This is a genomic window from Bacillus sp. MBGLi79, assembly GCF_002953915.1.
On sequence record NZ_CP026521.1, the window covers coordinates 2,453,451 to 2,466,067 of the forward strand.

Below are 12,617 nucleotides of genomic sequence, written 5' to 3' on the forward strand. Positions count from 1 at the left end.
GTCTGATATAAACAAAAAAGCCTATAAAAGGCTTTTTGCCATGCTCATTTTTAAAAATAACTTCGTGCGCCCAAGTATCGTTGTTTCCAATACGAATTGCTGAGATTGGAAATGTCGACGCCAGATGAGCTTGCATGAATAAAGTCACCGCCGCCTAGATAAATCCCCATGTGAGACGGGCCGGATTTATATGTGGTAAAGAAGACAAAGTCTCCTACTGACGGCTGGCTGACTTTCTGCATGACATTCCAATATCCTGCCGTACTCAATCTTGATATAGATGAAACATTATTAATGAGGTAATAAATGAAGCCGCTGCAATCAAAACCGGCAGGCGTGTTTCCGCCCCATCGGTACGGCACTCCGACATATTTTTTCGCTTCCGTTATCATTCTGTCAATCTTCGAACCTATTTGAATGTTTGACCCTGAGTTATCTTTTGGCTTTGTTGGCTTTGTCGGGTTTGAAGGATTAGATTTTGATGTTCCCGAAATAGTCAGAACCTGCCCGATTTGCAGCACATCCGATGATAAATTGTTTTTATCACGGATGCTTTGGACAGTGACTCCAAGCTGATTTGCAATTTTCCACAGTGAATCGCCTGCTTTTACCTTGTACGTCGTTGTTTTTGGGGAATTGGCGTTTGGCGGCTTCTTGGAACCGCTGTTTCCGCTCTTAGGTGCGCTGCTTCCTTTTATTTTGAGCACCTGTTTAGGATAAAGCGTATCTGATGTTAAGCCATTTAATGTTTTCAATTCAGCTACAGTCATATTTAAGCTGTTTGCGATTTTCCACAGTGAGTCACCGAGCTTAACTGTATATGTACTTTTTGAAGAACCTGAAGAATTGGAACCGCTGTTTTTCTTTGATCCATTTGATCCGCTTGAACTGCTTGTCCCTTTGATCTTAAGCTTTTGCCCCGGACGAATCAGGTCACTGCTCAGGCCGTTTAAGCTTTTAAGCTCAGATACACTCATTTTATGATTTTTAGCAATCATCCATAGGGAATCACCATAGGCAACTGTGTATGTTGACGTTTTGCTTGAGTTAGACGAGGATGGCGTGCTTTTTTTGCTGCCGCTTTCAGGAACTTTAAGGCTTTGTCCGACGTAAAGCACCGTTGATTTCAATTTGTTTTCGGATTTCAGAGCTGATATTGTCGTATCATACTGGCGGGAAAGTTTCCAAAGAGAGTCACCGCTTTTTACTTTTATCGTTTTTGCTTCCGCGGGTGCTGCGGCCATCGACGACCCAACAACTGCAGAAACAGCCAAGCCGGCTACAATTTTCTTTTTCATTCATTCAACCTCCTAAACTGTTTTTTGGCAAAAACAGCTAGTATTTTGTTTCCAAAAATGGCATACAACTGTTTTATCGTCAATTTTTCAGCAAGTTAAACCCTTTTTTAAACATTTGGCAGCATTTTCAGCATCATTCGACCTTTAAACCTTCAAATAAACATCTAACATTTTACATAAACACGATATGTTTTTCGAAAGTCTAAGGAACTATTTAAGTGAGGGTAAAAATGATGGTTTTCTATTGATGAATGAAGCAGATTTTCCTCCTTTCTTGTCTGTTTTTCTTATCATTCTCTATCGATCTGCCAAATCCCTTCCTCTTCATTCTTATGAAAAGGCAAAAAGCCTGTTCTTTCGATAAGAACAGGCTTTTACACTATGCATTTGCTGATTGAGTTTTTTGTTTTACAGCTTCAAGAATGCTGTCGGCCGCTTTTTTAGAGCCGCCTGCTGCTTTCAGTGATTGTCCAATTTCTTTTGCTTTTTCAGCATACGTGCGATTGTTCATCACTTCTTGAATCGTCTCTTTCAGCAGACTTTCAGATAATTCTTCCTTTTTAATTACTTTTCCTGCGCCGACTTTTTCCACCTGATCTGCGACCACGAATTGGTCACCTCCCATCGGTATGACAACAAGTGGTGTTTCAAAATACAAACCTTCACTTGTGCTGTTCATCCCGCCGTGGGTCACAAATAAGCTGGCTCTTTTCAGGATCTCAAGCTGAGGAACATACGGGCGTACAATGAAATTTTCAGGAATTTCGTTTAACTCATTTGCTTTAATATGTTTGCCGATGGAAAGCACAACTTTACCATCAAAGTCTTTACACACTTTAAGGCATTGATTAAAAAACTGCTTTTGATTGTTAAAAATGGTTCCCATCGAAATAAACAGCACGTTTTCATTGTCAATTTGATCAAATGGGAAATCATTGTTTCCGGCTCTTTCAGTAATAGAAGGGCCGACAAAAACATACCGCTCACCGAACTGCTCAGCCATTGGCTGAAATCCCCTTGATGTAAAGACAATCGTCAAGTCACCATCAGCTAAAAAAACATCAAATGGCTTTTTGATCTCTGCTTGAAAATCAGCATTTAAAGCTTCTACAAGCTGCTGATATGATTCATAATGAGGCGAATCTTCAAGTGACCCTTTCATGTACGCTCCCATCATTTCTTTAGCAAATTCCTCATTCATCGCAAAGGTTGTACACAATGAAAATCTCGGCAGCTTCAGCAAGTTGGCAATGACTTTACCCGCAAGAAGATGGTGATCATAGATGACATAATCATACGATTCATGTTTGACTTCCTCATAAATATGAGTCGCAATATCTTTACAGCTTTTCAAAAAAGCGCAGATCATTTCAGTAAAGTCTCTTTCTTCATCACCGGTTGCATTTTTGCCGAAGTAATCCCCCCTGAAATCATGATACTCACGAAACTCAATATCAAGTGCTGTGATTTTATCTTTATATTCCTTCACTGCGTAGTACGTAATGTTTTCCCCCCGGGATTTCAGCTCCTTCATCACACCGATAGAGGGATTAATATGCCCTTCACCGGGAAAACCGATCATTAATACATTAGCCATGCGGCAGCACCCTTCCTTTGAAAATTTATGTAATATTTCATACGGTACTATAAATACATAAACAGGTAAAGTATTTCACTTAATTAATATTAACCACATGTAACTTTTCTACCACTTTATATTTTCTGTCTTCAAGACAAAAAGCATTCAGCTTGAAGCGAATGCTTTAATAAAGATGCGAATTCAGTCATTTTGTCTCATGGCAGGATTCTAAATCAGGCCCTTTTCATTATTTTTACGTTCTTGGTGAAATTAACGGATATAATACACCGTCTTTGGCAAACGACATCTTCCCTGTCTCCTCTGAAACCACAAGCACAAGCGCATCCGTATAGCCCGACATACCGAGAGCCGCCCGGTGCCGTGTTCCCAAATGGATATCCACTTCCTTCGCCGTCAGCGGGAGCACATTGGCTGCAGACACAAGCTTGTTTTCTCTCACCAATAAAGCACCGTCATGAAGAGGGTTTCCAGGGAAAAAGATGCTTTCAATTAATGATGAGCTGATCTCGGCATGAAGAGCGGTGCCTTTTTGAATATAATGTTCAACTGGATCCGCTCTTTCAATCACAATTAAGGCGCCGTGCTTATGCTCCGATAAGGCTTTAATCGCCTTGGCCAGCTCAATGAATGCCGGCGTAAACTCCTCAATGTATGATTGCAAATAAAAAGATGATGCAATCCCCTGCATATCCTGAAAAATGTGCCCTAATTCATCTAATTCACAAAGAAGGCACTGGTCTTTTTCGTGAAGCGTTTTCAAAATTAAAGATGCATCCCCTAATATTTGCTCTAAGTACACCTGTATTTTCTCTTTGAATGCATTTTCTGATATCTGTTCATAACGCATAGCCTTCATCTCCTGTTCAAATTTCCAACTTTTCACGAATGCTTATCTTATTGATGCACATTCTATAGGGAAAGGAGGGATGTAAAGAATGGAAATCGAAAGAATCATTCAGTATATTTGCACCTTTTTAGGCGTGATTTCACTTTCTTTTATTTATGCCCAAATGTTTAGAAAAACGAAACCGACAAAAAAAGAATAGGCCCGGCGTTCATTGCTTTTTATACATAAAATGTTATAATTTCTCTCGTTATGAAAAAGAAACGGAGATCAATGTATGAAAGAAACTCAAAACGCCCGGGAAAAAATCAAACAGCTCTTGCACATTTTAATCCCGATATTCATTACCCAGGCGGGGCTTTCTCTAATGACTTTTCTAGATACGGTGATGTCAGGGAAAGTCAGCCCCGCTGATTTAGCGGGTGTCGCGATTGGCTCAAGCCTTTGGACCCCTGTTTACACAGGACTGGCAGGTATATTAATGGCGGTCACCCCGATTGTCGCTCAGTTATTAGGCGCCGAGAAAAAACAGAAGATTCCTTTTACTGTTTTACAAGCTGTATACGTGGCCGCGCTTCTTAGCATCGCCGTTTTAGTGATTGGATATGCTGCAGTTGACCTTATTCTTGGCCGATTGAATCTTGATATTCACGTGCATCAGATTGCTAAACACTTTTTAGGCTTTTTATCACTGGGAATTTTCCCTTTATTTGTTTACACCGTGTTGAGATCATTCATCGACTCATTAGGAAAAACGAGAGTCACAATGATGATTACACTCAGTTCTCTTCCAATCAATTTTATATTGAATTATGTATTTATCTTCGGGAAATTCGGCATGCCGGCACTTGGCGGCGTCGGCGCAGGGCTGGCATCAGCGCTTACTTATTGGTGTATCTGCGTTTTCAGTTTTTTCATTATCCATAAAAACGCGCCGTTTTCTAAATACGGGATTTTCCTTACGATGTATAAGTTCTCTTGGGAAGCATGCAAAAAACTACTCAAAATCGGCTTGCCTATTGGGTTCGCTGTATTTTTTGAAACGAGCATTTTCGCAGCTGTTACGCTTCTGATGAGCCATTTTCATACAGTGACCATCGCGTCCCACCAGGCAGCCATGAATTTTGCGTCTCTTCTATATATGCTGCCGCTCAGCGTGTCCATGGCTTTAACAATTGTAGTCGGGTTTGAAGCGGGTGCAGCCCGTTTTAGAGATGCACGCTCATATAGCTTAATCGGCATCATGATGGCGATCGGCTTTTCTTTGTTCACAGCCGCCTGTATCCTTTTATTCAGAGAACAAATTGCGGGCATGTACACTTCTGACCCCGATGTGCTCAGGCTGACACAGCACTTTTTAATTTATGCGCTGTTTTTTCAGCTTTCCGATGCTGTGGCCGCACCGATCCAAGGAGCGCTCAGGGGGTACAAAGATGTAAACTATACGCTTGCAGCTGCTTTTGTCTCTTACTGGATCATTGGCCTTCCGGTCGGTTATATGGTCGGTACATTTACAAGCCTGGGTGCATTCGGCTATTGGATTGGATTAATCGCAGGACTCGCCGCCGGAGCAGTTGGGCTGTTTTTCAGGCTGGCAAAACTGCAAAAACGTTATTCGCAAAAACAATACATGTAAAAGAGGTGTCAATCATGGCAAAAAACAACAAATTATACGAATATCTTTCTCAGCATGCGGAGACCATCAGTTCAACATGGTATGAAACAATTGAGGAAACTGATCCAAATTCCATTTATGCATCAACAGACCCTGCTGTCATTCACAATTTAAAAAGCCAGAACCTCGCCTTCAATTATAAGATCAATCGTATTTTCATAGATGATGAGGAAGTATACCTGCCTATCCTGAAAGAATGGGCCTTTGAAGTGACACAGGATCCTGAGCATTTAAAGACTCCTATCCACTATATTATTCGTGAGTTTGTCAGAGTGAGAGATTTATATGTTTCCTATGTGAAAGAATTTGTCCATCTCAATCAGGATACTGTGAAAGGCGAAGAAGCTGAAGACCTGTATCATTCCCTTATCAAAGCGTTTGATCTTGTGATCCATATTTTTATAGAAGAAATGTACAAAAACACAAGCCTTCAGCTGCAGGCCCAAAAAGATATGATTACTGAATTGAGCGCGCCGGTCATTGTGCTGTTTCACAGCGTCGGGCTGCTGCCTTTAATCGGAGATATTGATACGGTTCGCGCCAAACTGATTATGGAAAACACTCTGCATCAATGTGCGGAGAAAAAGGTGACACAGCTGTATATTGATTTGTCAGGGGTAGCAATTATTGATACGATGGTTGCCCACCAGCTGTTCAGTTTAATTGAGGCGCTGCGTTTAATCGGTGTTTCTTCAACTTTGTCGGGAATCCGTCCGGAAATCGCGCAAACAGCGGTTCAGCTAGGTTTGTCTTTCGATGACATTTCCTTAAGATCCACCCTCGCTTCAGCAATTGCATCAGACTTAAAATTAAAAAAGGTATAAGGCTTAAGGCCTTATACCTTTTTGATTAATCATTCCATTGATACGTCCAATATATTTCTTCTTCAAACCATGTTGCCATAACAGGTTCATTATTTTTTAATTTCTCTTCAAGCTCTCTGAGCATACCTTCTGTTTGTGTGCGGTGAGCTCTTAACGCATTCATTTTAATATCAGCTACTTCTTTGATATCAAGTACCACATCAGCTTCGCCGAGAATCTCTTCTCTGTTGCGGGTAATAGCCATGCAGATTGTACGCGGACGGTCTTCTTTCTTTTTGCGGTACAATGCACGGATAACCGCTTCCCCGCATGCATCATGGTCAGGGTGCACACCGTGTCCGGGATAAAATGTGACAATTAAACTTGGTTTTACATCATCTATGATCTCTTCCATAATATCAGCTAAATACTCATCATCTTCAAATTCGAGCGTTTTGTCACGGAGTCCAAGCATACGAAGGTCATTGATATCCATTTCTTTGCAAGCGTTGATGAGCTCTTGTTTTCTTAGCAGCGGCAACGTTTCCCGATTCGCGAAAAATGGATCGCCCATATTTCTGCCCATTTCACCTAAAGTGGCACAAGCATACGTAACAGGAATGTCTTTTTTTCTGTTTAAGGCAATGAGGCCTGCCACTCCATATGATTCATCATCAGGGTGAGGCAGGATTACTAGTACATGTTCTTTCATTATTATTCACCCTTTTCTTTAAACTGTGAACGGTTTTTCACTGATTTGCAGAGAAATAGCCAGTTTACCGCCCGGCAGGTGTCCCGCCATTAATAAACGGTTTTCTTCATCTACCGTGTATTCAGTCAAGCCTTCAGCATAAATCCAGCCTTCTTCTGTTTTCAAGCCAACGCGGTAAGGTCCATTGCCTTTGATTTTTGCCTGATGATAAGTGACTTTTGCATTGCGGATATACGCAACAACCGTCATGTTCTTTTCATTTAAATGCGCTGAATAAGAACCTGTGGTGGTTTCTAAATGGATATATACAGGGCGGTCCGCATATCGTTCTAAAGATGCTTGCACATCTTCTTTTATGATTGCTTTCATGATTGCTCCCCTCTTTCTTCTTTTAAATACTCTGCACGTTTTGTATGTAATTTGACCAGCTGATATTTCACAGCCGGTTCGAGCTGTGAATTCACGATGCGCTGAATCGCGGCAAAATATTTTTCCAGCATCGGTTTTCGGAGTCTTGGATGTGTTCGTTTATCCAAAAGCTCAAGATCAATCGCCTCTGCTACCGCTTCTGCGTCATCATGTGCGAGAGATCGGTTATTCCAAAGTGAAGCATAGGCTTTCACTATCTCTTTATCATTGTCCATCGTCTTGCTCCTTTATGTCTTACATACATGAAATGATTATACATAATATATGCATCAGCTGAAAAGCCAAAGGCCTCAATGGCTTTTTGACGCCCGTTTCCACTTCACTTGTGAAAACGTAAACAAGAGCAGCGCAGCCCATATACAGCTAAATGTAAAAGCCTTCGAGCTTGAAAATGGCTCATGGTAAACAAACAGCCCGATCAGCAGAGTAATGGTTGGCGCAATATATTGTAAGATACCGACTTGGTACAGCGGCAGCCGTTTCGCTCCTTCCGCAAACAATAAAAGCGGCAATGCCGTAAACACACCGGCCAAAAAGAGAAGCAGCCATGTCCCTCCGCTTTCTGCACCCGCTGGCTGAGCATGTCCGCTGAACAGTAAATATCCCAATGCAATCGGCATAATCATGAACGTTTCCAGCGTTAAACCGATGGCGCTCGGCAGACTTGTTCTTTTTTTGCTTAACCCATACAGTCCAAAGCTGAATGCGAGCAGAAGCGCGACATAAGGAATGGAGCCGTATTGGAACGCCGAGATAATGACGCCGGCCGCCGCAATCGAAACGGCCACTAATTGCAGGCGATTCAGTTTTTCCTTTAAAAATAAAATCCCAAGGAGTACTGATACAAGCGGATTAATGTAATAACCAAGACTAGCCTCAAGCAAAAAGCCATGATTGACAGCCCATATGTAAACAAACCAGTTAATCGAAATCAGGATAGAAGCGAGAAATAAAGAAAGAATCCCTCCGTTCTTTTTCAAAGAGCGCAGCTCCTGCCATCCTATTTTCCATTGGCGCAAGAACAAAAGTACGATACACATAAAAACAAAAGACCATATAATACGATGAGCCAAAATATCAAGAGCCGGCAGCTGTTCGAGAAGCTTCCAATAGAGCGGAAACAGCCCCCACATGATAAAGGATACGGCTGTGTAAAGAACGCCTTTTTTTGTTTCTGCATGTTGCATTGATATCCCTGCCTTTCTTTAGAGCATCTTATATTATATCACGTGAAAGATCTGGCGGGCATATACTATTTTGTCCGTGAAGAAAGGATGTGAAGACAATGTTTGAGTGGAACAAGTACTTTCCTTTCCACAATCAATTTTCTAAAGAAGCATTAAAAAAAGCTGATCCGAAAGAAGTTGAAACGTATGTCAATCGTGTGATGGAAAGTGTGTTCGGCAGTGATTATGCGGCTCAATTTCCTTTCCGCGATCCTCTCCCCCAAAAAGAACAGCCCGCAAAACCTGATGCAAAACCTAATGTCAAACCTGATATTGATATATTCGAAACAGCAGACCATGTGTTTGTAAAGGTTCCAATCGGCGAAGAACAGCTGGAACAAGTGAGAATTAAACACACATCTCACGAATTATGGTTGGAAAACTTCCCAAGGTCAGATCATCCGAAAAAAGTAAACCTTCCTTGTTTAGTCAAACGCAAAGGAACAAAAGCCGTCTATAAGGATGGCCTTCTGGAAGTCATGTTTCAGAAGCAGCAAGACTACAATATGTCTGAGGTAGAAATCATCCGATAAAAAACGGCCTGCAAAATGCAGGCCGTTTTTATTAATAGAAGCCGGAATATCCCCCATATGGCACGCCGGCACCAAAACCGTACGGTCCGCCTCCGTATCCATAAGGGCCAGGCGGATAAGCATAGGGACGTGAATTGTTAAACAGGGCACTCCCAAGAAAACCGCCTAATAAACCGCCGACTAAAGGAGCGCCAAACAAAAAAGGACTACGCGCCGGGTATCCGGCTGGACCGAGATTCCCGCGATAATACGAATGATGAGGGTACAAGATTTTTCCTCCTTTATGTCTGCCTATACGTAAGGTATTCAATAAAGAAGAAAAACGATTGGGCTATAGACTGAATCTATAGATTGTTACACAACAAGCCCTGCCAATAACACACAGCCGAGCCCTGTAACGGAAAGAACTGTTGTAAGCAGCGTCCAGGTTTGAAATGTTTCTTTCAGGCTCAAACCGAAAAATTCCTTTACCATCCAAAATCCTGCATCAATTACATGACACGCAATGACACTGCCCGCTCCGGTTAGGGCAATGCCAATGATAAAAGAGGCAATCACAACCGCCGTCTGTATACTTTTATTCCTGAATTTGTAAATCACCGTAATAGCAATCCGGTAGCACTCCGGCAGCTACAATTAGAATCGGCATGGTACCCTCCAAAAGTGTTTGATATGAATCTCGTGATGTTTCTGCGCTTTTCATTCCTGGATAAACAGAAATCGTTTTCATTAATATCTAAAAAACGTCTTGGTTATATGATTGTCACCTTTTGGTTAACTAATATTTTCATACTAATCTCCTAATCAATGACTGTCAATCGTTTTTACGAGTTTGTCTCGATTACCTATCGCCTATCAAATGATTCATTAGTTATATGTTGATTAACTATTGGTTATGTGTTATGTTTTTTTAAAGTTGATTGCCAATCAATAATTCTATCCATTGTCTGAAAGCAACTGAACCCATATGAAAACAGACGGATAACAACTTCACAAGAGGAGGCGTTCACATGCCATTATTGCGTTTTGATGTAATTGAAGGACGTGACGAAAAATCGCTGCAATTGTTATTAGATACTGCTCACCAAGCAATGGTTGAAGCATTTGGTGTTCCCGAAAGAGACCGTTACCAAATAGTCCACCAGCATCCTGCAAACGAGCTTATGATCCAGGATACAGGATTAGGATTGCAAAGAAGCAAGGATCTGGTCATTATCAGTATGACAAGCAAAGCAAGAACAGAGAGCCAAAAGGAAAAATTGTATGCTTTACTTGCTGAAAAGCTAGAAGAAAAATGCGGAATCTCCCCTGAAGACCTCATGGTATCTATTACTGAGAATGGTGACGCAGACTGGAGTTTCGGTCTCGGTGAAGCTCAATTTTTGAATGGAAAACTATAAGATTTCGCTTCTTCATAAAAAAAGAGAGAGCTCAAAAGAGCTCTCTCTTCTTACGGAACCAGAATGAAATCATCCTGCAAAACGAGGTGCCTGGATCTTTTTTAAAATCCAGTCTCTATGCCAATTGGAAACTGCTGGCGGTTAGCATTCCGCATTATAATTTGCACAACAGGGTAAACCACAACAGGTTGCACGCTGTAACTTATGGGTTATTTCTTATTTTAAGCATACTCCCTTCTACATGACACGTTTGCAAATCCCGAAATGCCATTCTGACAAATATAAAAAGTCATGTAAACGGGTGTGAACCGACACTTACATGACTCATCATTGAAACAAAAGCTCTTTTTTCGACGCTAATTTCCTTATTTCTCTTCTTCGCACACTGTGTCACCAGGCTCGCAAAATTGATCTGCCCATGCCTGCATCTCTTGGAATACAGCTTGAAGCGCTGTCCCTTTTTCAGTCAGCGTGTAGATGACTTTGACCGGCGTTTCAGGGAGAACCTGCCGTTCGACAATCTCGTTTTGTTCAAGCTCTTTCAGGCGCTCCGCCAACATTTTTTGGCTGATCATCGGTATTGTCTCCGTTATCTCTTTAAACCGTTTCGGTCCATCCATAAGCACATGGATGATCAGACCGTTCCATCGTTTTCCCAGCAATGAGAAAGCGGTTTCCATTTTAGGGCACATTGTATTTCCCACAAGTCCTCATCCCTTCATCTATTGATTGACATGTATTCAATGATCCATTACAATAATCTTTCAAGTTACATTTAGTAAGCTTCTAACTTTTCTATTATCATACCACGTTTATCCGAAGGAGGAAACACTATGACGAATACTCTGGATGTTTTAAAAGCACGAGCATCTGTAAAGGAATATGATACAAATGCCCCGATCTCTAAGGAAGAGCTGACTGAGCTATTGGATCTTGCCGCTAAAGCGCCTTCAGCTTGGAACCTTCAGCATTGGCATTTTACAGTATTCCACAGCGATGAATCAAAAGCGGCACTTCTTCCTGTAGCGTATAATCAAAAACAAATCGTTGAGTCTTCTGCTGTTGTTGCCATTTTAGGCGATTTAAAGGCAAATGAAAACGGTGAAGAAGTTTACGCTGAATTAGCAAGCCAAGGCTATATTACAGATGAAATCAAACAGACTTTGCTCGGCCAAATCAACGGTGCCTACCAAAGCGAGCAATTCGCACGTGATTCCGCTTTCTTAAATGCTTCTTTAGCTGCTATGCAACTTATGATTGCCGCAAAAGCAAAAGGCTATGATACTTGCGCAATCGGCGGATTTAACAAAGAGCAGTTTCAAAAGCAGTTTGATATCAGTGAACGCTATGTTCCTGTTATGCTTATTTCAATCGGCAAAGCAGTAAAACCTGCCCATCAAAGCAACCGCCTGCCGCTTTCAAAAGTGTCAACTTGGCTGTAAGGATATGAAAAACCTTAGTCCGACATACGGACTAAGGTTTTTTTTATACAATCGCTTCTTTGTACCATTCACGGGCCTGTTCAGCTTCATGCTGAGTCAGTTGATGGCCCCCGTCCTGCCAGAAAACGGAGGCTGATGCTCCGCTGTCACGTAAATAGCGGTAAAGCTCTTCTGATTCTTCCTTCGTGCAGAGAGGGTCGTATTTCCCGGCACCGATAAAAACGGGAAGCCCCGCCATATCAGGCAGCTCGATACCGCGAATCGGAACCATTGGATGATGCAGAATAGCTCCTTTTAACACATCTTTATAATGAAAAAGCAGGCTTGCCGCAATATTTGCACCGTTTGAATAACCGACTGCAATCACTCGGCTGCGATCAAATTGATGCGTGTCTGCAGCCTCGTCGATAAAATCTTTCAATTCTCTTGTCCGCACCACAAGATCCTTTTCATCAAAAACCCCTTCACTCAGACGTTTGAAAAATCGCGGCATTCCATTTTCAAGCACCGATCCTCTGACACCGAGCAAATGGGCATGAGGGTCTATAAACCTCCCCAATGAAAGCAGATCGTGTTCATTTCCGCCCGTGCCATGCAACAGCAAAAGTACATTTTCAGATGTCCCTTTTTCATAAATATACTTCATCATAAATTC

At 41.7% G+C, this 12,617-nt stretch carries 15 protein-coding genes and 1 pseudogene; 5 read left to right on the top strand and 11 right to left on the bottom strand.

The window, feature by feature from the left end:
- Positions 1 to 50 precede the first annotated feature (50 nt).
- From cwlS to cdaS, 3 genes are all read right to left on the bottom strand, one after another.
- Positions 51 to 1,298 carry a D-gamma-glutamyl-meso-diaminopimelic acid endopeptidase CwlS gene (gene cwlS / locus C1T29_RS12100; protein WP_103749658.1) on the bottom strand — a complete coding sequence of 416 codons (1,248 nt, stop codon included), beginning with the start codon at positions 1,296 to 1,298 and terminating at the stop codon, positions 51 to 53.
- A gap of 379 nt (positions 1,299 to 1,677) precedes the next feature.
- The gene (locus C1T29_RS12105) at positions 1,678 to 2,895 is read right to left on the bottom strand and encodes a macrolide family glycosyltransferase (RefSeq protein WP_095431575.1); all 1,218 of its coding nucleotides are present in this window, start codon (positions 2,893 to 2,895) and stop codon (positions 1,678 to 1,680) included.
- A gap of 235 nt (positions 2,896 to 3,130) precedes the next feature.
- Positions 3,131 to 3,754 (bottom strand): cyclic di-AMP synthase CdaS, encoded by a 624-nt coding sequence (cdaS, locus tag C1T29_RS12110; protein ID WP_103749696.1) that lies wholly within the window; start codon positions 3,752 to 3,754, stop codon positions 3,131 to 3,133.
- Positions 3,755 to 4,019: 265 nt separating this feature from the next.
- Here cdaS and C1T29_RS12115 point away from each other — a divergent pair, with 265 nt between their 5' ends.
- Positions 4,020 to 5,378, top strand: a complete 1,359-nt coding sequence (locus tag C1T29_RS12115) for an MATE family efflux transporter (RefSeq protein WP_103749657.1) — start codon at positions 4,020 to 4,022, stop codon at positions 5,376 to 5,378.
- A 14-nt stretch (positions 5,379 to 5,392) separates the two neighbouring features.
- Complete coding sequence (gene rsbRC, locus C1T29_RS12120; RefSeq protein WP_069839287.1) at positions 5,393 to 6,241, top strand: RsbT co-antagonist RsbRC; 849 nt, start codon at positions 5,393 to 5,395, stop codon at positions 6,239 to 6,241.
- Between the two features lie 25 nt (positions 6,242 to 6,266).
- Here the strand turns inward: rsbRC and bshB2 are convergent, their stop codons facing one another.
- From bshB2 to rarD, 4 genes are all read right to left on the bottom strand, one after another.
- Entirely contained in the window at positions 6,267 to 6,932 is a 666-nt protein-coding gene (gene bshB2 / locus C1T29_RS12125) for a bacillithiol biosynthesis deacetylase BshB2 (RefSeq protein ID WP_040082883.1), read from the bottom strand.
- An 18-nt stretch (positions 6,933 to 6,950) separates the two neighbouring features.
- Positions 6,951 to 7,301, bottom strand: coding sequence for a YojF family protein (locus C1T29_RS12130; protein ID WP_003231213.1), 351 nt, complete (start codon positions 7,299 to 7,301; stop codon positions 6,951 to 6,953).
- A complete protein-coding gene (locus C1T29_RS12135) occupies positions 7,298 to 7,576 on the bottom strand; it encodes a hypothetical protein (RefSeq protein WP_040082881.1) in 279 nt (92 codons plus the stop codon). The genes C1T29_RS12130 and C1T29_RS12135 overlap by 4 nt, the downstream gene beginning before the upstream one ends.
- 75 nt (positions 7,577 to 7,651) lie before the next feature.
- A complete protein-coding gene (rarD, locus tag C1T29_RS12140; RefSeq protein ID WP_103749656.1) occupies positions 7,652 to 8,548 on the bottom strand; it encodes an EamA family transporter RarD in 897 nt (298 codons plus the stop codon).
- A 98-nt stretch (positions 8,549 to 8,646) separates the two neighbouring features.
- On the opposite strand from rarD, the gene gerT reads away from it, so the two are divergent.
- Positions 8,647 to 9,120 (top strand): Hsp20/alpha crystallin family protein, encoded by a 474-nt coding sequence (gerT, locus tag C1T29_RS12145; RefSeq protein WP_103749655.1) that lies wholly within the window; start codon positions 8,647 to 8,649, stop codon positions 9,118 to 9,120.
- 31 nt (positions 9,121 to 9,151) lie between these two features.
- Here the strand turns inward: gerT and C1T29_RS12150 are convergent, their stop codons facing one another.
- Entirely contained in the window at positions 9,152 to 9,388 is a 237-nt protein-coding gene (locus C1T29_RS12150) for a hypothetical protein (RefSeq protein ID WP_103749654.1), read from the bottom strand.
- An 86-nt stretch (positions 9,389 to 9,474) separates the two neighbouring features.
- Positions 9,475 to 9,645: pseudogene (locus C1T29_RS12155) on the bottom strand (gluconate permease); the annotation flags it as partial.
- Positions 9,646 to 10,130: 485 nt separating this feature from the next.
- Between C1T29_RS12155 and C1T29_RS12160 the strand changes: the two are divergent.
- A complete protein-coding gene (locus tag C1T29_RS12160; protein WP_040082874.1) occupies positions 10,131 to 10,520 on the top strand; it encodes a tautomerase family protein in 390 nt (129 codons plus the stop codon).
- A 365-nt stretch (positions 10,521 to 10,885) separates the two neighbouring features.
- Here C1T29_RS12160 and yodB read toward each other — a convergent pair whose 3' ends face one another.
- Positions 10,886 to 11,224, bottom strand: a complete 339-nt coding sequence (gene yodB / locus C1T29_RS12165; protein ID WP_014664291.1) for a transcriptional regulator YodB — start codon at positions 11,222 to 11,224, stop codon at positions 10,886 to 10,888.
- A 129-nt stretch (positions 11,225 to 11,353) separates the two neighbouring features.
- Between yodB and C1T29_RS12170 the strand changes: the two genes are divergently transcribed.
- Positions 11,354 to 11,962: a nitroreductase family protein gene (locus tag C1T29_RS12170; protein WP_014664292.1), complete on the top strand. Its 609-nt coding sequence runs from the start codon at positions 11,354 to 11,356 to the stop codon at positions 11,960 to 11,962.
- 43 nt (positions 11,963 to 12,005) lie between these two features.
- Here C1T29_RS12170 and C1T29_RS12175 read toward each other — a convergent pair whose 3' ends face one another.
- On the bottom strand, positions 12,006 to 12,608 hold the full coding sequence (locus C1T29_RS12175) for an alpha/beta hydrolase (protein WP_103749653.1): 603 nt from the start codon (positions 12,606 to 12,608) through the stop codon (positions 12,006 to 12,008).
- Positions 12,609 to 12,617 lie beyond the last annotated feature (9 nt).

Bases quoted from the DNA above. Each gene is read 5' to 3' on its own strand.
- cwlS (WP_103749658.1), bottom strand. From the start codon at position 1,298: ATGAAAAAGAAAATTGTAGCCGGCTTGGCTGTTTCTGCAGTTGTTGGG.
- C1T29_RS12105 (WP_095431575.1), bottom strand. From the start codon at position 2,895: ATGGCTAATGTATTAATGATCGGTTTTCCCGGTGAAGGGCATATTAAT.
- cdaS (WP_103749696.1), bottom strand. From the start codon at position 3,754: ATGAAGGCTATGCGTTATGAACAGATATCAGAAAATGCATTCAAAGAG.
- C1T29_RS12115 (WP_103749657.1), top strand. From the start codon at position 4,020: ATGAAAGAAACTCAAAACGCCCGGGAAAAAATCAAACAGCTCTTGCAC.
- rsbRC (WP_069839287.1), top strand. From the start codon at position 5,393: ATGGCAAAAAACAACAAATTATACGAATATCTTTCTCAGCATGCGGAG.
- bshB2 (WP_040082883.1), bottom strand. From the start codon at position 6,932: ATGAAAGAACATGTACTAGTAATCCTGCCTCACCCTGATGATGAATCA.
- C1T29_RS12130 (WP_003231213.1), bottom strand. From the start codon at position 7,301: ATGAAAGCAATCATAAAAGAAGATGTGCAAGCATCTTTAGAACGATAT.
- C1T29_RS12135 (WP_040082881.1), bottom strand. From the start codon at position 7,576: ATGGACAATGATAAAGAGATAGTGAAAGCCTATGCTTCACTTTGGAAT.
- rarD (WP_103749656.1), bottom strand. From the start codon at position 8,548: ATGCAACATGCAGAAACAAAAAAAGGCGTTCTTTACACAGCCGTATCC.
- gerT (WP_103749655.1), top strand. From the start codon at position 8,647: ATGTTTGAGTGGAACAAGTACTTTCCTTTCCACAATCAATTTTCTAAA.
- C1T29_RS12160 (WP_040082874.1), top strand. From the start codon at position 10,131: ATGCCATTATTGCGTTTTGATGTAATTGAAGGACGTGACGAAAAATCG.
- C1T29_RS12170 (WP_014664292.1), top strand. From the start codon at position 11,354: ATGACGAATACTCTGGATGTTTTAAAAGCACGAGCATCTGTAAAGGAA.
- C1T29_RS12175 (WP_103749653.1), bottom strand. From the start codon at position 12,608: ATGAAGTATATTTATGAAAAAGGGACATCTGAAAATGTACTTTTGCTG.